16 protein-coding genes and 1 pseudogene are annotated in these 22627 nt (G+C 72.4%); 3 read left to right on the top strand and 14 right to left on the bottom strand.

What is annotated here, in order from left to right:
• Window positions 1–67 precede the first annotated feature (67 nt).
• Window positions 68–694, top strand: coding sequence for a hypothetical protein (locus ACFY0O_RS17695; RefSeq protein ID WP_388947584.1), 627 nt, complete (start codon window positions 68–70; stop codon window positions 692–694).
• A 137-nt stretch (window positions 695–831) separates the two neighbouring features.
• Here the strand turns inward: ACFY0O_RS17695 and ACFY0O_RS17690 are convergent, their stop codons facing one another.
• From ACFY0O_RS17690 to nrdR, 8 genes are all read right to left on the bottom strand, one after another.
• On the bottom strand, window positions 832–1464 hold the full coding sequence (locus tag ACFY0O_RS17690) for a hypothetical protein (RefSeq protein WP_388947583.1): 633 nt from the start codon (window positions 1462–1464) through the stop codon (window positions 832–834).
• Window positions 1465–1523: 59 nt separating this feature from the next.
• A complete protein-coding gene (locus tag ACFY0O_RS17685) occupies window positions 1524–2234 on the bottom strand; it encodes a ribonuclease HII (protein WP_388947582.1) in 711 nt (236 codons plus the stop codon).
• Between the two features lie 471 nt (window positions 2235–2705).
• Window positions 2706–3620, bottom strand: a complete 915-nt coding sequence (locus ACFY0O_RS17680) for an ADP-ribosylglycohydrolase family protein (protein ID WP_388947581.1) — start codon at window positions 3618–3620, stop codon at window positions 2706–2708.
• 11 nt (window positions 3621–3631) lie between these two features.
• Window positions 3632–4291, bottom strand: coding sequence for a histidine phosphatase family protein (locus ACFY0O_RS17675; protein ID WP_079430125.1), 660 nt, complete (start codon window positions 4289–4291; stop codon window positions 3632–3634).
• A 71-nt stretch (window positions 4292–4362) separates the two neighbouring features.
• Window positions 4363–4968: a YdbC family protein gene (locus tag ACFY0O_RS17670; protein ID WP_045947215.1), complete on the bottom strand. Its 606-nt coding sequence runs from the start codon at window positions 4966–4968 to the stop codon at window positions 4363–4365.
• 33 nt (window positions 4969–5001) lie between these two features.
• Window positions 5002–5838, bottom strand: coding sequence for an arylamine N-acetyltransferase (locus ACFY0O_RS17665; RefSeq protein ID WP_388947580.1), 837 nt, complete (start codon window positions 5836–5838; stop codon window positions 5002–5004).
• A gap of 170 nt (window positions 5839–6008) precedes the next feature.
• The gene (locus ACFY0O_RS17660) at window positions 6009–8891 is read right to left on the bottom strand and encodes a vitamin B12-dependent ribonucleotide reductase (RefSeq protein WP_388947579.1); all 2883 of its coding nucleotides are present in this window, start codon (window positions 8889–8891) and stop codon (window positions 6009–6011) included.
• Between the two features lie 134 nt (window positions 8892–9025).
• A complete protein-coding gene (nrdR, locus tag ACFY0O_RS17655) occupies window positions 9026–9541 on the bottom strand; it encodes a transcriptional regulator NrdR (protein WP_388947578.1) in 516 nt (171 codons plus the stop codon).
• A gap of 531 nt (window positions 9542–10072) precedes the next feature.
• Here nrdR and lexA point away from each other — a divergent pair.
• A complete protein-coding gene (gene lexA / locus ACFY0O_RS17650) occupies window positions 10073–10867 on the top strand; it encodes a transcriptional repressor LexA (RefSeq protein ID WP_358891999.1) in 795 nt (264 codons plus the stop codon).
• Between the two features lie 79 nt (window positions 10868–10946).
• Here the strand turns inward: lexA and ACFY0O_RS17645 are convergent, their stop codons facing one another.
• From ACFY0O_RS17645 to ACFY0O_RS17625, 5 genes and pseudogenes are all read right to left on the bottom strand, one after another.
• On the bottom strand, window positions 10947–12917 hold the full coding sequence (locus tag ACFY0O_RS17645; protein ID WP_358892000.1) for an ATP-dependent DNA helicase: 1971 nt from the start codon (window positions 12915–12917) through the stop codon (window positions 10947–10949).
• 51 nt (window positions 12918–12968) lie between these two features.
• Window positions 12969–14843 carry an IucA/IucC family protein gene (locus ACFY0O_RS17640; protein ID WP_388947577.1) on the bottom strand — a complete coding sequence of 625 codons (1875 nt, stop codon included), beginning with the start codon at window positions 14841–14843 and terminating at the stop codon, window positions 12969–12971.
• 108 nt (window positions 14844–14951) lie between these two features.
• Window positions 14952–15653 (bottom strand): GNAT family N-acetyltransferase, encoded by a 702-nt coding sequence (locus tag ACFY0O_RS17635; protein WP_388947576.1) that lies wholly within the window; start codon window positions 15651–15653, stop codon window positions 14952–14954.
• A gap of 30 nt (window positions 15654–15683) precedes the next feature.
• Window positions 15684–17536 (bottom strand): annotated as a pseudogene (locus ACFY0O_RS17630) (IucA/IucC family protein).
• Between the two features lie 493 nt (window positions 17537–18029).
• Window positions 18030–19370 carry a diaminobutyrate--2-oxoglutarate transaminase family protein gene (locus tag ACFY0O_RS17625; protein ID WP_388947779.1) on the bottom strand — a complete coding sequence of 447 codons (1341 nt, stop codon included), beginning with the start codon at window positions 19368–19370 and terminating at the stop codon, window positions 18030–18032.
• Between the two features lie 347 nt (window positions 19371–19717).
• Here ACFY0O_RS17625 and ACFY0O_RS17620 point away from each other — a divergent pair, with 347 nt between their 5' ends.
• The gene (locus ACFY0O_RS17620) at window positions 19718–20905 is read left to right on the top strand and encodes a trypsin-like serine peptidase (RefSeq protein ID WP_388947575.1); all 1188 of its coding nucleotides are present in this window, start codon (window positions 19718–19720) and stop codon (window positions 20903–20905) included.
• A gap of 85 nt (window positions 20906–20990) precedes the next feature.
• Here the strand turns inward: ACFY0O_RS17620 and hflX are convergent, their stop codons facing one another.
• Window positions 20991–22496, bottom strand: a complete 1506-nt coding sequence (gene hflX / locus ACFY0O_RS17615; RefSeq protein WP_388947574.1) for a GTPase HflX — start codon at window positions 22494–22496, stop codon at window positions 20991–20993.
• Window positions 22497–22627: the final 131 nt, after the last annotated feature.

Raw genomic sequence — 22627 nt, 5'->3', positions numbered from 1 at the left:
GGCCGCGCTGCGGCGCGCCCACACCTCAGCCGTGCCCGTTCGCGGGCGTGTACCCGAAGGGAGGACCGTGACCTTCGGATTCGCCCCGCCCGCGACCGTGTCCTTGACAGCGGCCACCGTTGGCGCCAGTCGGCACGGCCGACTGCTCGAACCCTCCGAATGGACCGCCGCGGGGGTCCCCCTGCTGCGCAATCCGCGTGAGGTGGTCAGCGGCCTGCACTCTCGGCACAGCCCGGTGCCCTCGACCGCCGTCATAGCCGTGCTCGGTCCGGAGGAACGGCTGGTCGCCAGCGCCTCGTTCGTGCAGCGCTCGGCCTCGGTGGACGGCTGGGAGTACCGCAACGCCCTGCTCTCCCGGCTGCGCCGGGTCATCCCGCACGACCTGCGGCGGCGGACCCCGGTCCGGACGGCGGTGCTGATGTACTGCCGCGAGGGGGACGAGCGGTGGACCGAGGAGGACGGGGCCTGGATGTGGGGGCTGCGGGACGCCTGCACCCTGCACGGGCTGCGCTGCGGCGCGTACATCACGCTGACCCGCGGGGGTTGGCAGGTGCTGGGCGAAGGCCGTGGTGGGCGGCACCCCAGCTCGGAGTCCAGTCCCGAGCGGCTCGGCTCCATGACCGAGATCGCGTCACTGCCGCTGAGCACCGCCGGCGGGATGGTGGAGCCGCTGCGCCGGGCGACCGCCCGCTAGGCCCCCGCTCCGCCGGGACAGGGCCCAGGCCCGCACGGCCGCACTCCCGCGGAAGGGGGTACGGCTGGTCGGGCCTCGGACCTCAGCGGGGCCGGCACCGGCCCGCCCCGCCCCTCGCCCGTGAGGGAAACGGGGCGTCAGACGCCCGCGCCCAGCACGGAGTTGATCTGCTTCGCGTCACCGCAGACGACGAGCAGCGCACCCGCCCGCGCGAACGCGACCGGCAGTGCGGCGGCGGTCGTCCCGGCCGGTCCGCCGTTGGCCGCGAAGACCACGACGGGACGCCCGGCGGCGCGCTGCACGTGCGCCGCGTCCGCGTAGAAGACGTCGTCCCCGGCGTCGTGCTGGGCCCAGTAGGAGGCCTCGCCGAAGGACAGTTCGTGCGCGGCCCACGGGTGCGGGTCGCCAGTGGTGATCACCAGGATGTCGCCGGGCGCGCGCCCGGTGTCGAGCAGCAGGTCCACGGCCTCCTCGGCCGCGTCCAGCGCACCCTCGGCCGAGGCCGGGATCAGCTGGACCTGCGGCACCGCGGCCGAGACGGACGGCGCGGCGGGGGCTGCGGGAACGGGTCCGGGGGTGGCCTGTCCAGCGCGCTGCGCGGGCGGGGCCGGGGGGACGGGACCGGGGCGCCCGGGCCGGGGTGCGGCGGCGGGACGCGGACCAGGTACGGGGCGGGGGGTCTGCGCGGTGCGGCTCGCGGCCGGCGTGACGCGGGGACCCTGGGCACTCTCGTGAATCTGAGGCTCCTCGATGGCGGGGGTGAGAGGCATGAGTTGATGTCTATCAAACACCGGTACGAAACGTACCGGTGGGTGGCACGTGGGTGCGATCAGAAATCGAAGCCGAGTTGGCCTCCGTTTTCCAGCTCCGTCGACTCCTCGCTGCGGCGGACCTTCTTCAAGTGCCGCCACTGGGGCAGCGCGTCGAGGTACGACCACGAGAGCCGGTGGTACACGGTGGGGCCGCGCTCCTCCAGCGCGGCGCGGTGCACGGGCGACGGGTAGCCGGCGTTGGCGGCGAAGGCGAAGTGCTCCAGCCCCTCATCGGGTTCGCCCAGCGCGGCCATCATCCGGTCGCGCTGCACCTTCGCGATCACGGAGGCCGCGGCGACCGCGATGCAGGACTGGTCGCCCTTGATCACGGTGCGGACCTGCCAGGGCCGGCCGAGGTAGTCGTGCTTGCCGTCGAGGATCACCGCATCCGGCCGCACCGGAAGGGCGTCCAGCGCGCGCACGGCGGCGAGCCGCAGCGCGGCCGTCATCCCCAGTTCGTCGATCTCCTCCGGGGAGGCGTGGCCGAGGGCGTGCGCGGTGACCCAGGCCTGCAGGACGTCGAACATTTCGTCGCGTCGCCTGGGGGTGAGGAGCTTGGAGTCGGTGAGCCCCTCGGGGGGCCGGCGCAGACCGGTGATCGCCGCACACACGGTGACGGGACCGGCCCAGGCCCCTCGTCCGACCTCGTCGACCCCGGCGATGACCTTGGCGCCGGTGGTTGCACGGAGGGAGCGCTCGACGGTGTGGGTGGGTGCTTCGTACGGCATGGCGCCAGCAAGGTTACGCCGCCCCGGGCCGCCTGCACACCCCGGCCCGGGCCAAGTACGCGCACCGGCCGCCCGGCGGTCGGCGCACGGGCCCGCGCGGGGCGGTCGCGCCCCGGTCGCGGGGACTGGGGTGCGGCGCATCGGCCCCCGTCAGCCCGTCGACCGCCTCGGCGAGCTCCCGGTCCGGCCATTCGCTCCCGCACACCTTCACGCGGTACGCCGACACCGCCGGGGCCACCTCGACGATCAGCGGACCCATGGCGTCCGGACGGCCATCTCCCCGCTCGATACCCTCGATACCCGGCGGTGCCAACTCCCGGACCGCCTCGCGCTCCCGCTCGCGACACCCTCGCCGGATCACCCGGCGGACGAGTTCACCGGGGGCCGGGTCGCATTCGTGAAGCACCCCACGGAGCACCGGCTGCCCCTCACCCGGGCCTCCGGCACAGGGTTCCGGGTGAGGGGGACCGGCTAGTGGGCGGCTTCCGGCAGCCAGGCCGGGAGCGCTTCGGTCCGGGCCAGCCAAGTCCCCGGCAGCGCGGCGTCCCCGCGCGCGCCGAGGATCCCGCCGACGATCGCGCACGTGGTGTCCACGTCCCCGCCCACCTGGGCGGTGGTCCAGAAGGCCCGCTCGAAGTCGTCCAGGGCCCGCGCGGCCGACCACAGCGCGAAGGGCACGGTGTCGTGGGCGCTCGTGCGCCGGCCGCAGCCCAGCACGGCCGCGACGGTGTTGGCGTCACCGTAGTCCAGCATGTCGCGCGCCCGGCGCACGCCCGCGCCCACGGCGCTGCGCGGGACCAGCGCGATCACCCCGTCCAGCAGTTCCTCGGCGGTCGGCGCCCCGGCGGGGGCCGCGGCCAGCGCGGCCGCCGCGGCCACGGCCATCGCCCCGCACACCGCTTCGCGGTGCTGGTGGGTGGTGTAGGCGGAGATCTCGGCCTGGTGGGTGGCCTGCTCGGGGTCCTCCGCGTACCAGGCGCCCAGCGGTGCGATCCGCATCGCCGCGCCGTTGCCCCAGGAGCCCTGCCCGTTGAAGAGTTCGGCGGCCAGGGTGCGCCAGTCCTCGCCCTCACGGACCAGGCGCAGCATCCGGTTCACGGCGGGCCCGTAGCCGCGGTCGAAGTCGTGGTGCTCGGCGAAGGAGGAAGCCAGCGCGTCCTGGTCGATGCGGCCGTGCGCGGCCAGCACGGCCACCACCGAGCAGGCCATCTCGGTGTCGTCGGTCCACTGCCACGGCTCGCTGCCGGCCGGCAGCTCGCGCCGCTTGAGCAGCGGGTAGTTGGCGGGGACGAAGTACTGGGAGCCCAGGGCGTCCCCCAGGGCCAGCCCGCGGAGGCTGGACAGGGCGCGTGCGTAGCGCCGTTCGGAAGCGGAATCAGCGGTCATCGCGCGCCACTTTAGCCGTCCAGGTCATAAGGCTCGGGTGTGGTCCACCGCTCAAACGGGCGGTCCATCCGGTACCGGCCGTCGGGGCCGAGCATCAGCACGCGGAATTCGCCGTTGCCGGGGTTGGAGAGGGCCTCGAACTCGGCGACCGACCAGTGGAACCAGCGCATGCAGAACAGCCGCATCGTCAGGCCGTGCGTCACCAGCAGCACGTTCTCGGGGTGGTCGGGGGCCTCGAAGCTGCGGTAGAGGCTCTCCAGGAAGGAGCCCACCCGGTCGTAGACGTCCGCGCCGGACTCTCCTTGCGCGAAGCGGTAGAAGAAGTGGCCGTAGGCGTCGCGGTAGGCCTTCTGGAGCTTGACGTCGTCACGGTCCTGCCAGTTGCCCCAGTCCTGCTCGCGCAGCCGGGGCTCCTCGCGCATCCGCACCCGTGAGGGGTCCAGGCGCAGCTCGCGGAAGGTCTGGAGGGTGCGGCGGTACGGGGAGACGTACGCGCTGATGTGCTCCTCGCCGAAGAGCTCGCGCAGCCGCACCCCCGCCTCGGCGGCCTGTTCCCGGCCGGCGCGGGTCAGGCGCAGGGCGTGGTCGGGCTCGCGCTCGTACACCGTGTCATCGATGTTCCCCTCCGATTCCCCGTGCCGGACGAGGACGATGCGCCGTGGTCGAACCATGCCCCGACCCTATGCGGCGCCGGGGCGGGTGCGGCCCGGGCACGCCGGTCGCGGGGCTGTTCGTCGTACGGTCATACCGTCCAGCTGGGTTCGAGGTCCACGACGTCCCCCGTGAGCGCCTCGACGTCCGCTTCGGTCTGGGCGCGCAGGGAGAGCCGCTCCACCCGCTCCTGCCGGTATTTGCCGTGTTCGGCGGCCGCACGCCACATGGACAGCACCAGGAACTCCCGGCCCGGCGCCTCGCCGAAGAGTCCCCGGATCATGCCGGGCGACCCCGCCATGGCGGGGTTCCAGACCTTCTCCTGCATCAGCGCGAAGTGCTCCACGCGCCCTTCCCTGACCCGGGTGTGCGCGACCCGGACCACGTCGGCGTCGCTGAAGCGCGGCTCGAAGCCGGTCTTCACGTCGAAGCGGTAGTCGAAGAGCGTGACCCGGGCGTCGGTGTAGGTGCCGGTCTGCGCGGCGGCCAGCCTGTCGTGGGAACGAGCCATGAAGGAGTCGTAGAAGGAACGGCTCTCCCAGAACGCGAAGACATGCGCGACCCCCTGCCGGCCTCTGCTCCAGCCGCCACCCTGCCCCCGGAACCCGGGTTCGCCGGGCAGCCCCGCCCACTTGCGCTGCCCGCGCTCGAACCCGCGTCGGTCCGTCACCGTGCAGCGAATCCACTTGACCAGCACCGCGCCATCGTACGGGCCCGAGCCGGGCGCCGGTCAGTCATCGGAGCGGTGGATCCGTACCAGTTCGGCCGCATCCCGCTCGGGCAGCCGAAGGCCGAACTCCCGGTCGAGCAGACCGACCAGCCCGTCCGGCCCGACGGGCTCCCGCTCGGTCCGCCCGTCGGGGTACAGACGCATCAGCTCACGGTCCACGAGCGTCGTGCGGACCTCGTCGCCCGGGAGCTGGACGAGGGTCTTCCCGATGAAGGAGGACCGGGGGTGGCTGGAGCTGTAGTGGTTCAGGACGACGTAGTCGACGGGCAGGTAGCGCTGCGGCGAGAAGGCGTACAGGTCCCGCCACGCGTCCCCGCGGCGGATGCTGAGGACGAGGACTCCGAGCTCTTCCTCCCGGACGGCGAAGGTCCACGGCCCCTGGCGCACCTCGGCCCCGGGCCGTCCGAGCGGAACGGGCTCGCGCGGCCCCTGGTAGCCGAATCCGGCGTCGCAGAGCCACGGTTCGCCGTCGACGGTGACGACGAGGGCGGCGTGCGTCACCGGGGTCACGGCGTCCCCGCGGGTGCGGTTGCGGGCACCGCGCCCGGTGACCTCGAAGCCGATCCGCTCCAGGGCGGCGGCCAGCAGCGAGTTCTGCTCGTAGCAGTAGCCGCCGCGGCGGCCGTGCACGAGCTTGTCCTCCAGGGCCCTGAGCTCCAGCCGGACGGGGCGGCCGAGCAGGACGTCCAGGGACTCGAAGGGGATGGCGGCGGTGTGGGCGCGTTGCACCTCGTACAACGTCCGCAGGTCCGGCCTGAGTTCCCCGGCCCCGCGGCCGAGTCCGATCCGGGTCAGGTACGCGTCCAGGTCCAGCTCGTCACCGTTCCACATGCCCATCCGCTTCCCCCGCCGTCAGGTCCCGGGCCCCCGACGCCCGCGGGCCCCGCCCCATGATCACCGCGTCCGGCCCTCCGCACCAAGCGGATTCACCCGCCCCGCCGCACACGCCGAAGAGGGCGCCGACCCGGAGGTCGGCACCCTCTTCACGTGGTGCCAGGCGTCAGCCGTCAGCTGCAGCCGCTGGTGGAGCCGCAGCCCTCGCAGATGTAGCAGGAGCCGGCGCGCTGCATCTTCGTACCGCAGGAGAAGCAGAGCGGGGCGTCGGCGGAGACACCCATCTGCATCTCGACCAGCTCGGCGTTGCTGTGCGCCGTCTTCGGGGCCGGGACGGGGACGACCGCCACCGGCTGCTTGGCCACGGCGGCGACGGGCGCCGACTGGGCGAGGGACTCGGTGTCGAGCTCCTCCTCGAGCGGCTCGTACGAACCGGTGTCGAGGTGGCGCTGACGCTCCTCGGCGGAGTGGATGCCGAGGGCCGAACGGGTCTCGAAGGGCAGGAAGTCCAGCGCCACGCGACGGAAGATGTAGTCGACGATCGACTGCGCCATCCGCACGTCCGGGTCGTCCGTCATACCGGCCGGCTCGAAGCGCATGTTCGTGAACTTCGCGACGTACGTCTCCAGCGGGACGCCGTACTGCAGGCCGACGGAGACGGCGATCGAGAAGGCGTCCATCATGCCCGCGAGGGTCGAGCCCTGCTTGGACATCTTCAGGAAGACCTCGCCCAGGCCGTCGTCCGGGTAGGAGTTGGCCGTCATGTAGCCCTCGGCGCCACCGACCGTGAAGGAGGTGGTGATCCCCGGGCGGCCCTTGGGCAGGCGCTTGCGGACCGGGCGGTACTCGATGACCTTCTCGACGGCCGTGCGGATGGTCTCCTCGGCCTTCTCGGTGATCTCGGCCTTCTCCTCTTCCTTCTTCTTGGCGGAGAGGGGCTGGCCGACCTTGCAGTTGTCGCGGTAGATCGCGAGAGCCTTGACGCCCAGCTTCCACGCCTCGAAGTAGATCTCCTCGATCTCCTCGACGGTCGCCGTCTCCGGCATGTTGACCGTCTTGGAGATCGCGCCGGAGATCCAGGGCTGGATCGCGGCCATCATGCGGACGTGGCCCATCGGGGAGATGGAGCGCTCGCCCATCGCGCAGTCGAAGACCTCGTAGTGCTCGGTCTTCAGGCCGGGGGCGTCGACCACGTTGCCGTGCTCGGCGATGTGGGTGACGATCGCCTCGATCTGCTCCTCCTGGTAACCCAGGCGGCGCAGGGCCTGCGGGACGGTGCCGTTGACGATCTGCATCGAGCCGCCGCCGACGAGCTTCTTGAACTTGACCAGGGCCAGGTCCGGCTCGACACCGGTGGTGTCGCAGGACATCGCGAGGCCGATGGTGCCGGTCGGCGCGAGGACGGAGGCCTGGGCGTTGCGGAAGCCGTTCTTCTCGCCGAGGCGCAGGACGTCCTGCCAGGCCTCGGTGGCGGCGGCCCAGATCGCGTTGTCCAGGTCCTCGGTGCGCGGCGCGACGGCGTTGGCGTCGGCGTGCTGCTTCATGACGCGCTTGTGCGAGTCGGCGTTGCGGGCGTAACCGTCGTAGGGGCCGACGATGGCGGCCAGCTCGGCGGAGCGCTTGTACGCGGTGCCGGTCATCAGCGAGGTGATCGAGGCGGCGAGGGTCCGGCCGCCGTCCGAGTCGTACGCGTGGCCCGTGGCCATCAGCAGGGCGCCGAGGTTGGCGTAGCCGATGCCCAGCTGGCGGAAGGCGCGGGTGTTCTCGCCGATCTTCTGCGTGGGGAAGTCCGCGAAGCAGATGGAGATGTCCATCGCGGTGATGACGAGCTCGACGACCTTGGCGAAGCGCTCGGCGTCGAAGGACTGGTTGCCCTTGCCGTCGTCGTTGAGGAACTTCATCAGGTTGAGCGAGGCGAGGTTGCAGGACGTGTTGTCCAGGTGCATGTACTCGCTGCACGGGTTGGACGCGGTGATGCGGCCGGACTCGGGGCAGGTGTGCCAGTTGTTGATCACACCGTCGTACTGGATGCCCGGGTCGGCGCAGGCCCACGCGGCCTCGGCGAGCTTGCGGAACAGCGCCTTGGCGTCGACCTTCTCGATGACCTCGCCGGTCATGCGGGCGCGCAGGCCGAACTCGGTGCCGTTCTCGACGGCCGTCATGAACTCGTCGTTCACACGGACGGAGTTGTTGGCGTTCTGGTACTGGACGGAGGTGATGTCGTCGCCGCCCAGGTCCATGTCGAAGCCCGCGTCGCGCAGGGCGCGGATCTTCTCCTCTTCCTTCACCTTGGTGGCGATGAAGTCCTCGACGTCCGGGTGGTCCACGTCCAGGACGACCATCTTGGCTGCGCGGCGGGTGGCGCCGCCCGACTTGATAGTCCCGGCGGACGCGTCGGCGCCGCGCATGAAGGAGACCGGGCCGGAGGCGTTGCCGCCGGAGGAGAGGAGCTCCTTGGAGGAGCGGATGCGGGAGAGGTTGAGGCCGGCGCCGGAGCCGCCCTTGAAGATCATGCCCTCTTCCTTGTACCAGTCGAGGATCGACTCCATGGAGTCGTCGACGGACAGGATGAAGCAGGCGGAGACCTGCTGCGGCTGGGGCGTGCCGACGTTGAACCACACCGGGGAGTTGAAGCTGAAGATCTGGTGCAGGAGGGCGTAGGTCAGCTCGTGCTCGAAGATCTCCGCGTCGGCGGGGGACGCGAAGTAGTCGTAGTCCTCCCCGGCCTTCGTGTAGGTCTTCACGATCCGGTCGATGAGCTGCTTGAGGCCGGTCTCGCGCTGCGGGGTGCCGACGGCGCCGCGGAAGTACTTGCTGGTGACGATGTTGACCGCGTTCACCGACCAGAAGTCGGGGAACTCGACGCCGCGCTGCTCGAAGTTGACCGAGCCGTCGCGCCAGTTGGTCATGACGACGTCACGGAGCTCCCAGTTCACCTCGTCGTACGGGTGCACGCCGGGGGTGGTGTGGATGCGCTCGATCCGCAGGCCGCCTTTGGCGGCCTTGGTCCCCTTGGCGCGGGAACCACGTGCCGAGCTGCTCGCCGTCTCTGTCATGCCGCCTGCCTCCCATATGCGGGCAAAAACGCCCTAAAGTGCCAGCGATATTCCGCGGCACAATGCTGTGTCTTGTATCTACGAATCTCGCCCTGCCGGCCGGCGGGGCCGCACTGCGCTGCGGCCCTGTCCGGTCAGTCGGCGGCGGAGGCGGGCACCGGGACGACCGGGGGGGTCACTCCGGGCTCGCACTCATGGGGGTGAGGCCGCGGCTCGCGAAGTTCCGCGATGGCGGTCTCGAAGTCTTCAAGGGTGTCGAAAGCTTTGTACACGGACGCGAACCGCAGGTACGCGACCAGGTCGAGCTCCTGCAACGGGCCGAGTATGGCCAGGCCCACGTCGTGGGTGGTCAGCTCGGCGCTTCCGGTGGCGCGCACCGCCTCCTCGACCCGCTGGCCGAGCTTGGCGAGGGCGTCCTCGGTGACCGGCCGCCCCTGGCACGCCTTGCGGACGCCAGAGATGACCTTGGTGCGGCTGAAGGGTTCGGTGACCCCGCTTCGCTTGATCACCATCAGCGAGGCCGTCTCCACCGTCGTGAAGCGACGGGAGCAGTCGGGGCACTGACGGCGCCGGCGGATCGACGTTCCGTCGTCGGTGGTGCGGCTGTCGACGACGCGGCTGTCGGGGTGCCTGCAGAAGGGGCAGTGCATGGTTCCCTCACCCTCCTCTTGGCACGACTGAATCACCCCACGGAGCCCTTCGACAACGGAGAGCGAGTCTCCGCCGGGGGCTCGTGAAGCAGCCACAAGCATATGCGATCCCCGAGGTTCGCGCCGACGGCGGACCACAACTTGTGGGTTGCGACGCTCATCCAACCACTAGATCTTGCGTTGGGGAGGATTTACGCGCCTACGCGTGTCGCGGGACCGGATGGCCGGTTTCAAGGGGTTCCGGTGCCAGACTGGGCGGCGACCCGGACGGCGGCGACCCAACCCGGAAGGGTACCGTAAGCAGCAGACGCGGTTCCGAATCCATGTTCGGACGACGGGTCGGCCACACCGCACCCCGGCCGCCGTTCGGACCGGCTGTTCACGCCGACCACCCACCCCGGCCGGCCATACACCCCGCACTCTCATCCGAGTGGACGATCCGCGATTTTTCACTCGAACGTGTGTTTGGCGCAACCTTTCGAAAGCTACTACCGTTGTCCAGCTAGGGAGAACATTTCGAGAGGGGCCGACGTGACCACCACCGCAGACAGTGCCACCATCACTGCCCAGAACCGCTCCCAGAGCCGACTCGAGCCGGTGCATGCCATGAATGACGTAAGTCAGAACCCGGAGGCGGAGGCGAACGTACGCCCCGCGCGCTCGCTGCCAGGGCGACCTCCAGGCATCCGCGCCGACAGCTCCGGGCTCACGGACCGGCAGCGGAGGGTCATCGAGGTCATCCGGGACTCGGTGCAGCGCCGCGGCTACCCGCCGTCGATGCGCGAGATCGGCCAGGCCGTCGGCCTCTCCAGCACCTCCTCCGTCGCCCACCAGCTGATGGCTCTCGAACGCAAGGGCTTCCTGCGGCGCGACCCGCACCGACCCCGCGCCTACGAGGTGCGCGGCTCCGACCAGCCCAGCTCGCAGCCCACCGACACGACCGGCAAGCCCGCCGCCTCCTACGTCCCCCTGGTCGGCCGGATCGCGGCCGGCGGCCCGATCCTCGCCGAGGAGTCGGTCGAGGACGTGTTCCCGCTCCCCCGCCAGCTCGTGGGCGACGGTGAGCTGTTCGTACTCAAGGTCGTCGGCGACTCGATGATCGAGGCCGCCATCTGCGACGGCGACTGGGTCACCGTCCGCCGCCAGCCGGTGGCGGAGAACGGCGACATCGTCGCCGCCATGCTCGACGGCGAGGCCACGGTCAAGCGCTTCAAGCGGGAGGACGGCCACGTCTGGCTGCTTCCGCACAACGCCGCCTACCAGCCGATCCCCGGTGACGAGGCGACCATCCTCGGCAAGGTCGTCGCGGTACTGCGCCGGGTCTGACCCCGCCCCCAGCCAGCTCCGGGACCCTCTGCGCCGGTCCCGGAGCTGTTCCATGCCCGCTGTAGGCCGGCGCGCGGACCTACTTTCCGTCGGCCTGAGCGCTCGCGTCGATCGCGGCCAGCGAGCGGCGGACCTGGTTGCGGTCCGTGGTGTACCAGAAGTCGGGCAGCGAGGCCCGCAGGAAGCTTCCGTACCGGGCCGTGGCCAGCCGGGGGTCGAGGACCGCGACGACACCCCGGTCACCGGAGGCCCGTACCAGCCGGCCCGCGCCCTGGGCCATCAGCAGGGCCGCATGCGTGGCGGCCACGGCCATGAAGCCGTTGCCGCCGTTCTCCTCGACGGACTTCTGCCGCGCGCTCATCAGCGGGTCGTCGGGGCGCGGGAACGGGATCCGGTCCATGATCACCAGCTGGCAGCTGGGGCCGGGAACGTCCACGCCCTGCCAGAGGGAGAGGGTCCCGAACAGGCAGGTGCGCGGGTCGGCGGCGAAGGTCTTGATCAGCTCGCCCAGCGTCTCCTCGCCCTGGAGCAGGATCGGGTTGTCGAGCCGCCCGCGCAGTTCCTCGGCGGCCGCCTTGGCTCCGCGCATGGAGGAGAAGAGGCCGAGGGTGCGCCCGCCCGCCGCCTCGATCAGCTCGGCCAGCTCGTCCATCATGTCGCCGCGGGTGCCCTCCCGGCCCGGCGTGGCCAGGTGCTTGGCGACGTAGAGGATGCCCTGCTTCGGGTAGTCGAACGGGGACCCGACGTCCAGGCCGCGCCAGACGGGTACGTCCTCCCCTTCGACCCCTTCCGGGGAGAGGCCGAGCGAGGCCGCGACGCCGTTGAAGTCCCCGCCGAGCTTGAGGGTGGCCGAGGTGAGGACCACCGAGCGGTCCTCGAAGAGCTTCTCGCGCAGCAGCCCCGACACCGACAGCGGCGCGACCCGGAGGGTGGCGCCGAAGCGGTCGTGGCGCTCGTACCAGACGACGTCGTACTCGGAGCCGAGCATGATCCGCTCCGCCACCGTGTGGACGTTCTCCACCGCCGCCAGGGCCTGCTTGCGGACGGCGTCCTCGTCATGGACGGACTTGTCGCGGGTGGCACCGATCGCAGAGATCACGTTGCGCGCGGAGTCACGCAGGGCGGCCAGCGCGTAACCGAGGTCGTCCGGGATCTGCTCCAGGCGGCCGGGGAGCGCCAGCTCCATCACCCGCTCGAAGGTCTCCGAAGCGGTCTGCAGGGAATCCGCGGTCTTCTCGTCGATCAGCTTGGCGGCGCGCTTCACGGCCCGGTTGACCTGCCCCGGGGTGAGCTCGCCGGTGGCGACGCCGGTGACGCGGGAGACCAGCTCGTGGGCCTCGTCCACGATCAGCACCTCGTGCTGCGGCAGCACGGGGGCGCCCTCGATGGCGTCGATGGCGAGCAGGGCGTGGTTGGTGACCACCACGTCGGCGAGCTTGGCCCGCTCCCGGGCCGCTTCCGCGAAGCACTCGGCTCCGTACGCGCACTTCGTCGCGCCCAGGCACTCCCGGGAGGAGACCGAGATCTGGCTCCAGGCCTTGTCGGAGACGCCGGGGGTGAGGTCGTCGCGGTCGCCCGTCTCGGTCTCGTCGGCCCAGTCGCGCAGGCGCAGCAGGTCCTTGCCGAGCTTGCTGGTGGGGGCGGCGGCTTCGAACTGGTCGAAGAGCCCCTCCTCCTCGTCCTGCGGGGCGCCCTCGTGCAGCCGGTGCAGGCACAGGTAGTTGGACCGGCCCTTGAGCATGGCGAACTGCGGCCGCCGGCGCAGCTGCGGATGCAGCGCCTCGACCGTGCGCGGCAGGTCGCGCTCGACGAGCTGGCGCTGGAGCGCCAGCGTCGCCGTGGCCACGACGACGCGCTCGCCGTGCGCGAGGGCGGGCACCAGGTAGCCGAGGGACTTGCCGGTGCCGGTGCCGGCCTGGATCAGCCGATGGGAGTTGTCGTCGATCGCTTCGGCGACGGCTTCGGCCATGGCCACCTGGCCGGGGCGCTCCGTGCCGCCGACGGCGGAGACGGCGGCGTGCAGCAGGTCGGGGAGGGAGGGCTTCGTCATAGCAGGATCAACCCTACGGGGCGCCGCTGACAGTGACGTACCGATCCGGCCTCACGGATGGTGCAGGGGATTGGGCACGGTGCCGTGGACGACGGCCCGGGGGACGTCCGGGCGATCGCGGTAGCCGTCCTGGTGGAGCCGGTTGCGGTTGAGGCAGAGCCGGTCGATCCGCTCGGTGAGCAGGTCGAAGGTCTCGAAGCGGTCCTTGAGCTCCGGGAAGCGGGCCTGGTGGCGGAGGATCTCCGCCCGCACGAGGGACCAGAACTCGGACTCGGGCACTCCGAGCCGGTCCTCACAGAGGGGGGCGAGGTAGCGGAAGACCCCGACGAAGAGGCCGGCGTGGATGAACTGGGTGAGGAAGGCCGGCGGCTCGGTGAGCAGGACCGCCCGGACCTCGTCGGGCAGGGACGCCTGCTCGGGGAGCGGGACCCGGCTGATGTTGACGTCGTCCACGAAGTCCTTGACCGCCAGGCGGACGGGCACGTCCTGTTCGTCGAAGACCACGATCGCGTTCTCGCCGTGCGGGGAGAATACGGTGCCGTAGCGGTAGAGGAAGTGGAGCAGCGGGGGCAGCAGCGCGGCGAAGAGGCGCTGGAGCCAGGCGGCCGGTGCCAGGCCGGAGCGGGCGACGAGCTCGGCGGTGAAGGCGCGGCCGCGCGGGTCGGTGTGGAGGAGGGAGGCGAGGGTGCGGGCGCGCTCGCCGGGGGCGAGATGCCGGTTCAGGGGCTCGCGCCAGATCGCCCCGAGGAGGCCCTTGTACCGGTAGGGGACCTCGGGGAGCTGGTCGTAGACGGGGTGGTGGACGGTGACGGAGGCGACCTCCCCGAGCAGGATCACCCCGCATTCGTCGCGCAGGAAGGGATCGGCGTCGCGCAGGGAGTGGATCCAGGCGGTCACGGCGGGGGCGGCCAGGGTGTGCTCGCCCGGCAGGCCGCGCCAGACCGTGGTGTTGAAGACGGACAACGGCAGTTTCACGCTGTGGCGGTCGGGACGGGTGAGGTTGAGGAACGTGCGGACGGACTGCTGCGGGAGCCGTTCGTCGGGGTCGGCGGGGAGCGGGACCAGGGCTCCGGAGGCGAGGGCGGGGGCGAAGAGGGGCAGGACGACCTCGTCCCACTGCCAGGGGTGGACGGGCAGGTACAGGTAGCGGAGCGGGTCCAGGCCGCGATCGCGCAGGGTCCGGTCGAAGGCGGCCCGGGTGACGGGGTCGAGCTCGGCGGCGTAGAGGCGCACGGGGTCCTCGAGGCCGGCGCCGCCGCGGTACCGGGCGAGGGAGGTGTGGGCGGCGAGCCAGGGCAGGCGCTGCGGGGTGCGGGCTTCGGGGGCCCAGGCGGCGGCGTCCGCGGCGGACCATCCGATCCGGCCCTTGTTGGGAACGAGCCAGGGGTGGCCCGTCTGGTGTCCTTCGAGGGCGGCGTAGTCCAGGTCGGCGAGGACGTCGGCGGTGAGGGCGTGGTGGTCGAGGCGGGCGTCGGCGGCGAGGGTGGCGCTGAGCTCGCCGATGAGGTGGCCGAGGGTGGGTCCGTCGAGGCCGAGGAGGGTGCGGGCGCGGACGAGGAAGCCGAACGGGTCCGCGAAGGCCTCCGGGGGGCCGGTGGAGGGGGCCGGCGGGGTGAGGGTGATGGTGTCCGGCGCGACCTGCCAGCCGGCGTAGGCGCGGCGGCGGGCGCGGAACCCGAGGCTGCTCCCGTCGTCCAGGGTCAGGGTCCAGGCGTCACCGGCGGCGGCCGGCGCGGGGGCGGGGGCGGGGGCGGGGGCGGGGGTGACGATCTCCTCGTACGCGAACTCGGAGAGCATCTTGGCGAGCAGCCGGCGGCCCGCGTCGTCCCAGGTCGGGCGGTTGAGTTCGGGAGGCGTGCACGGGTGCTGCGGCGACGGGGGGACAGCGGGTTCCGCGGAGTCGGGGGCTGCGGGGCAATTCGGCACGGGACTCCTCGATGATCGGGAACTCCGCGATGCGCCGCGGAGTTTTCGAAGGGAGAGGCGTAAGAAGACGGTCGGTCCTGAGGGCGGCGGACGGCGGGTCGGCGGCGATCAGAGGAGATTGCGCAGCGACCGGTCCCGGATCATCAGGGCGGCGCGCTTCTGGGGGAGTTCGATTTCCGTGGCGTAGCGGAAACCGGCGGCGAGGAAGGCAGAGACGGAGGGGGTGTTGCGGATGTCCGGTTCGGCGATGACCCGTGTGCAGCGGGGGCGGTTGTCGAAGACGAGCTCGGTGACGGCGCGCAGCAGCGTGGTCCCCAGGCCCCGTCCGCGGTTCGTGCCGTCTCCGATCAGCAGGTGGATACCCGTGTCGTGGGGGCGCGCCGGGTAGTGGCGGGAGACGGGGTCGAGGTCGGCCCGGTAGATCTCCCAGTAGCTCATCGGGGCGCCGTCGAGTACGCCGAGGCAGGGGATGCTGCGGCCGTCGCCGTCGAGTTGGGCCCGCAGGTGGGCGGCGGTGACGGCGGAGGCGCCGGCCAGCTCCCAGTAGGCGGCGACGTCGGGGTCGTTCATCCAGCGGGTGAGGAGCGGTAGGTCTCGGCCCGGCCGTACGGGTTCGAGACGGAAGGCTCCAACCGGTGTGGGGAGGGCGCCCCAGCTCGCGGGTGAGTCGAGGAGGTCCGCCTCGGCGAGCAGGGGCAGCAGTCCGACGGCGTAGCGGTGTCCGGTGGTCTCGTGGTGGTCGGCTTCGTGGCGGGCGAGGCCGATGGTGGTGCTGGTGGCGGTGCTGGTGGTCGTTTCGGCGGGGGGCATCGGGCTCTTCTCCGTGTCGGTGGGAGCGCGTCAGTCGTGGAGGGGGTTGGTGAGGGTGACGTAGACGGACTGCGTGTCGACGGGGCCCACGAGTTCGTCGAGGCCGCAGAGGCGGGTGAGCAGGTTCGCCTTGCAGCGCAGGGTGGGTGAGTCCAGCAGCTGCGTGGGGAGCGGGCCGAGGTCTGCGGCCTTGCCGAGGAATCGGCGGAAGGCGGCGAGGAGTACGCGCTCGTCGGCGAGCCGCTGGGATCCGAAGGCCCCGATGAGTCCGAGCACGTTGTTGATGCCGAGGTAGTAGGCGAAGCGCTCGTCGGTGACGGCGTCGGGGACGAAGGTGTCACTGGCGCGGCCGATACCGGGGAGCCGGTCTTCCAGCTCGGTGCGCCGGGACTCGCGGAAGTAGTAGCCCTGGTTGTCGCGGAAGCGGCCGCCGACGGGCCAGCCGGCCCCGTCGAGAAGGACCACGGTGTTCTGCTGGTGGGCTTCGAGGGCGATACCGGCGAGCGCGTCGAAGGCCAGGACGGGCAGGACGACCTGGTCGAGGTAGCGCAGGAACCACTCGGTGGCGACGGCGGAGGTGGGGCGGCCGGTGCTGGTGGCGAGCCGGGAGACGGTGTCGGCGAGCCGGGAGCGCATGGTGGTGTGGCCGGGCCACGGGCGTGGGGAGGTGAGCGCGGCGACGCAGACGGCGTCGTCGTCGGAGCGGAAGGGGTTGTGGCGCAGCAGGGCGTCGAGGCCCGGTACGGGGGTGCCGTCCGGGGTGTCGACGGCGACCCAGGCCGGGTCGCGGACGATGTCGAATCCGGGGTGGGCCGTCTGCCATTCCTCGGCGAGGCCGGTGCGGAGCAGCCGGTGCACCTCGACGCCGCGGTGGAGTTCCTTGCGGAGGTTCTCCCGGCGGGAGTTGGTGATGCGCAGGCCCAGGGAGAGCTTGAGCATCGCGGGGGTGCCGGGGCGGTGGACGGTGCGGACGGAGGAGGTGGGGTACCAGGGGGTTCCGTACGGGCCCAGGTCGGTGAGGAGTCCCGCGTCGCGGAGGGCGGCGACGGCGGGGCGCCGGAGGAGGTCGTGGGCCTGCCAGGGGTGCAGGGGAAGGGGGGTGGTGCCGGCGGGCAGTGGGAGTCCGGGGGCGAGCCGGGCGAGGAGCTGCGCGGCGGTGACGGGGCGGCCGCGTTCGGTCCAGGCGGAGTCGGTGGCGAGGGCGGCCGGTGCGACCGCGAACCAGTGCAGGGGGAAGGAGCCGTGGAGTTCGGGTGAGTAGCGGTGGGCTTCGGTTTCGGAGAGCCCTTCGCGGCTCTTGGGGTCCGGTTGGAGGGGGTGGCCGAGGAGGAGGGACTGTTCGGCGGTGAGGAAGAGGTCCCCGGCGATGGGGGCGGGGGCGGTGGGGCGGCGGCGCCGGTCGGCGATGAACTCGGTGGTACGGCGCACCGAGTCGGCGACCCGGCCGACGAGGTCGCCACCGCGGCCGTTGCCCTCGCGGGCGATGAGGGCGGCGAGGGTGACGGCGTCCACGGCGGGGGCGTGGGCGGGGGCGCCTTCGAGCCGGGCGGGGGCGAAGCGGTGCCAGCCGGTCTCGGACCAGTGCCGGACGGGGACCAGCAGCGCGGCGGCGGATGCGGGGAGGGGGATGCGGAGAAGGGTTCCGGCGGGGCCGTCGGGGCGGCCGATGCCGCTCTCGCGGACCCAGCACCGCAGCAGGTTCTCGACGGTGGCGGCCTGGGCGGCGGTGGCCGGGTCGGGGTGGTCCAGCAGATCGGGCAGCACTGCCGGGTCGGGCCCGGGAGGTCCGGCCGCGCCCGGCCGGGGCGTGCCTGCCTTCTGCCGGGGCACCGTCCCCGCCGCGGCTGCGGCCCGGGGCGCCGGGGCGGCTCCGGCACCGGCACCGGTCCGGGACGCTCCGGGGTCGATGAAGGACCCGGCGGAGGAGGTCGGCCGGGCCCCGGGTTCGGCCCGAGCTCCGGCGTCGGGTTGGGCCCAAGGTCCGGCGCCTTGGGCCCAAGGTCCGGCGCCGGGTTGGACCCGAGGTCCCGCGTCGGACTGGCCTCCGGCGTCGGGTTCGGCCCGAGCCCCGGCGTCGGCCTGACCTCCGGCTTCGGCTTCGGGCCTGGGTGGGGTTGGGGCGGTGGGGGGCTGCCAGGTGTCCCCGGGGGCTGGGGTAGTGGCGGGGGCTTCGGCGCTGGTGGCAGTCCTCGGCGCGGATGGCGGGGTCGTGGCTTCGGTTCCTGCTGCGGGGGCGGCTGTGGGTTGCGCTTCGGGGGCGGGCCGGGGTGGGGCCGGTGCGGGGGTGGGGAGGGGCGGGGATGAGGCTGTGGGGTGGTTGAGGGGAGGTGTGGGGGTCGGGCGGGTCTCGGGGTCGGGCATGGGTGGGGTCCTTGGTCAGTGGGCGGCGGCGGGCACGGCGTCGGCGAGGCGGTCCAGGACGGCTGTGGCCTGCTCGTCGGTGAGGGTGAGCGGGGGCAGCAGGCGGACCACGGCACCGTGACGGCCGCCGAGTTCGACGATCAGACCGCGGTCCAGGCACTCCTGGCGGACGGCGGCGGCGAGGTCGGGTGCGGCGGCTCCCGTGTCGGGGTCGACGATCTCGATGCCGAGCATCAGGCCCCTGCCGCGCACGTCGCCCACGCAGGGCTGGTCGGCCGCCAGGCCGCGCAGGGCCGTGAGCATGCGGCCGCCCAGTTCGGCCGCGCGCTCGGCGAGGCCGTTGCGGCGGACGTAGGCGAGGGTGGCGGTGCCGGCGGCCATCGCGAGCTGGTTGCCGCGGAACGTTCCGGCATGGGCTCCGGGCTCCCAGGCGTCCAGCTCCGAGCGGTAGACGATCACGGCCAGCGGCAGGCTGCCGCCGATGGCCTTGGACAGGACCATCACGTCGGGAACCACTCCGGCGTGGTCGACGCCCCAGAAGGCGCCGGTGCGGCCCACCCCGGTCTGGACCTCGTCCGCGATCAGGGGGATGCCCCGGGTCTCGGTGATCTCCCGCATCCGGCGCAGCCAGTCGTCCGGGGCCGGGTGGACCCCGCCTTCGCCCTGGACGGGCTCGACGAGCATGCCCGCCGGGGCGGGCACCCCGCCCTTGGGGTCGTCGAGCAGGCTCTCGGTCCAGGCCGCCGAGAGGCGGGCGCCCTCCGTGCCGCCGACCCCGAACGGGCAGCGGTGGTCCTGCGGGTAGGGCAGCCGGGTCACACGGACGTCGGGGGCGCCGCCGGACGCGGCCAGGGCCCCGGCCGTCATGCCGTGGTAAGCCCCGGTGAAGGCGAGCAGGCCGGAGCGCCCGGTGGCGATCCGGACCAGCTTGAGCGCGGCCTCGACCGCGTCCGTCCCGGCCGGCCCGCAGAACTGGACGCGGGCGTCGGCGGCCAGCCCGGCCGGCAGGTTCGCGAACAGCTCGGTGGTGAAGGCGTCCTTGACCGGGGTGGCCAGGTCGAGCACGTGCAGCGGGGCGCCCGAGTCGAGGACCCGGCGGATGGCCTCCAGGACCACGGGGTGGTTGTGCCCGAGGGCGAGGGTGCCCGCGCCGGAGAGGCAGTCGAGGTAGCGCCGCCCGTCGGCGCCCTCGATGGTCAGGCCGCGCGCCCGGACCGGGACGATGGGCAGTGAGCGCGCGTACGTGCGGGCCGCGGACTCCCTCAGGGCCTGCCGGCGCAGGATGCCCTCGGCGGCGGCCGGCCCCCGGCCGCCCTGGGGCAGGATCTGTGCCGCGGCTGCGGCCTGCTCGGTCAGGGACACGACTGTCGGACCTCCGCCACGGTTCCTCTTCCGGATTGCGCCTCGAACACGAACGCTGCTGCACCGTCCCCCGTACGTACCAACGACGGCGACGGCGGCGGATCACGGGTTCGGGCGAAGATCCTTGCGGTCCGGGGGGCATGAGGGGCCTTCAGTTTCCGGCCGGGGCGCACCCCGCGGCCCCGGTGAGCAGGGGTCGAGAGCATCGGTGCGCACCGGAACCGCGGACCCGGGGGCCGCCGTCTTCAACGGCGGCGGCATAGTGGGGTGCTGCGAAAGCGAACCGAAGCACCCTGGACGACCCCGTCCCAACATCTCGAAGCACCTGGGGGACTTACGACATGCGACCGAACCGACCGGTCACCGCGGCCCTCTGCGCGGCCGCGCTCGCGCTGACCGCCGCGGCCTGCGGACCCGGCGACGGGGAGGCCGGCGGTGACGCCAAGCCGACCGTGGCAGCGCCCCTCCCTTCCGGCGGCGCCGCGGACGGCCCGATCAAGATCCCGCAGGAGCTCAAGGACAAGCTCAAGCAGCACGGCTTCGACATGGAGAAGTGGAAGGGGGGCGCGTGGAAGAACTGGAACAAGGACGACTGGCTCCGTGAGGCGGGCGACTACGTCAACCCGGTCATCGACGGCCTCTGGGACCCGGAGCGGATGCGGGACGCGGAGCAGCCGCAGCGTCCGTCCGTCGACCCCGACGCCGGCAAGGACCAGGGTGTCACGGACCCGACCCCGGCGCCGGTGACGGCGAAGGCGGCGGCCGCGCCGTACCACTCCAGCGTTCCGGCGTCCGGCAAGGTCTTCTTCGACGGTCCCGAGGGCTCGATGGTCTGCTCGGCGACCGTGGTGAAGGACCCCGCCCACCCCGGCAAGTCCAACCTCGTCTGGACGGCCGGCCACTGCGTGCACGCGGGCAAGGCCGGCGGCTGGTACCGCAACATAGCCTTCGTCCCCTCGTACAACAACGCGGGCCGGCCGGCGGCGGAGCTCAAGGGCGCGCCGCGCGAGCAGGTGGCCCCCTACGGCGTGTGGTGGAGCGACTGGGCGCAGACCTCCGACCAGTGGATCGCGAACGGCGGTCCGACGGGCGGTGCGGGCGCGCCGTACGACTTCGCGGTGCTGCACGTGACGCCGGAGAAGGGCGGCAACGGCAAGTCGCTGGAGGAGACGGTCGGCACGGCGCTGCCGGTGGAGTTCAACGCCCCGGCGGTCCCCAAGATCACGGGGATGACGGCGACGGGCTACCCGGCCGCGGCCCCCTTCGACGGTCAGAAGGCGTACCAGTGCACGGACAAGCCGGGCCGTCTGGCGCTGCACCAGCAGGACCCGGTGATGTACCGGATCGGCTGCACGATGACGGGCGGCTCCTCCGGCGGCGGCTGGATCGCGGCGGGGGCCGACGGCAAGCCCGCGCTGGTCTCGAACACCTCGATCGGCCCGGCGAAGGCGGGCTGGCTGGCCGGCCCGAAGCTGGGGCCGGAGGCCAAGGGGATCTACGACGCCGTGAGCGCCAAGTTCAAGCGCTGAGCGCGCGGCACCCGCGCCGGTAGGCGGGAAACGGCAGAGGGCCCTCCGCAGTCGCGGAGGGCCCTCTGCCGTTTGCCGGGTGGTGCTATCGCTTGGCGGGGACGTACGGCGCCAGTTCCGCCGCGAGTTCCTCATGGACCCGCGCCTTGAGGACGGTGCCCTCCGGGGTGTGCTCCTCGGAGATCACCTCGCCCTCGGCGTGCGCCCGGGCGATCAGCGCGCCGCGGGTGTACGGCACCAGGGCCTCCACCTCGACGGCGGGCCGGGGCAGCTCGCTGTCGATGAGCGCGAGGAGCTCGGCGATGCCCTGGCCGGTGCGGGCCGAGACGGCGATGGAGTGCCGCTCGATGCGCAGCAGGCGCTGCAGGACCAGCGGGTCCGCGGCGTCGGCCTTGTTGATCACGACGATCTCCGGCACGTTGACGGCGCCGACCTCGCGGATGACCTCGCGGACCGCCGCCAGCTGCTCGTCCGGCGCCGGGTGCGAGCCGTCCACGATGTGCAGGATGAGGTCGGAATCACCGACCTCCTCCATCGTGGAGCGGAAGGCCTCGACGAGGTGGTGGGGCAGGTGTCGGACGAAGCCCACGGTGTCGGCCAGGGTGTAGATCCGGCCGGAGGGGGTTTCGGCGCGGCGCACGGTCGGGTCGAGGGTGGCGAACAGTGCGTTCTCCACCAGGACGCCCGCGCCGGTGAGGCGGTTGAGCAGGGAGGACTTGCCCGCGTTGGTGTAGCCGGCGATGGCGACCGAGGGCACCTTGTTGCGGCGCCGTTCCTGCCGCTTGATGTCGCGGCCGGTCTTCATCTCGGCGATCTCCCGGCGCATCTTCGCCATCTTCTCGCGGATGCGGCGCCGGTCGGTCTCGATCTTGGTCTCACCGGGGCCGCGGGTGGCCATGCCGCCACCGCCGCCGCCACCCATCTGCCGGGACAGCGACTGACCCCAGCCGCGCAGTCGCGGCAGCATGTACTGCATCTGCGCGAGCGCGACCTGCGCCTTGCCCTCTCGGGACTTGGCGTGCTGGGCGAAGATGTCCAGGATGAGGGCGGTCCGGTCGACGACCTTGACCTTGACGACGTCCTCGAGGGCGATGAGCTGGCCGGGGCTGAGCTCGCCGTCGCAGACGACGGTGTCGGCGCCGCTCTCCAGCACGATGTCGCGCAGCTCGCGGGCCTTGCCGGAACCGATGAAGGTGGCCGGGTCGGGCTTGTCGCGGCGCTGGATGACACCGTCGAGTACGAGGGCGCCCGCCGTCTCGGCGAGGGCCGCGAGCTCCGCGAGGGAGTTCTCGGCGTCGCCCACCGTGCCGGAGGTCCAGACACCGACGAGGACGACGCGCTCCAGGCGGAGCTGTCGGTACTCGACCTCGGTGACGTCCTCGAGCTCGGTGGAGAGACCGGCCACGCGGCGCAGGGCGGCGCGCTCGGAGCGGTCGAACTGGTCGCCGTCCCGGTCTCCGTCGATCTCGTGGCTCCAGGCGACGTCCTCTTCCATCAGGGCATCGGCCCGAAGGCTCTCGGTGAAGCGCTGCGGGTCCCGCACGTCCTGCGCGTCCCGCGGGTCCTGGGAAGGGGATGAAGAGGAGGTCATTGGATCCTTACGTCGATTCGGTTGCGTGCGCGCCGGCTAGGGCCAAAGGTACCGCCGTGCGTGACTGACTCTGACACGTCCAACGCAGGACCCGGTCCGGTGATTCCCCGGTCCGCCCCGTGGTCGGCCTT

This window comes from Streptomyces sp. NPDC001594 (assembly GCF_042893675.1).
Taxonomy (GTDB): Bacteria; Actinomycetota; Actinomycetes; order Streptomycetales; family Streptomycetaceae; genus Streptomyces.
Note: the sequence above shows the minus strand (reverse complement) of the source record. Positions and strands in the feature narration are given on the sequence as shown.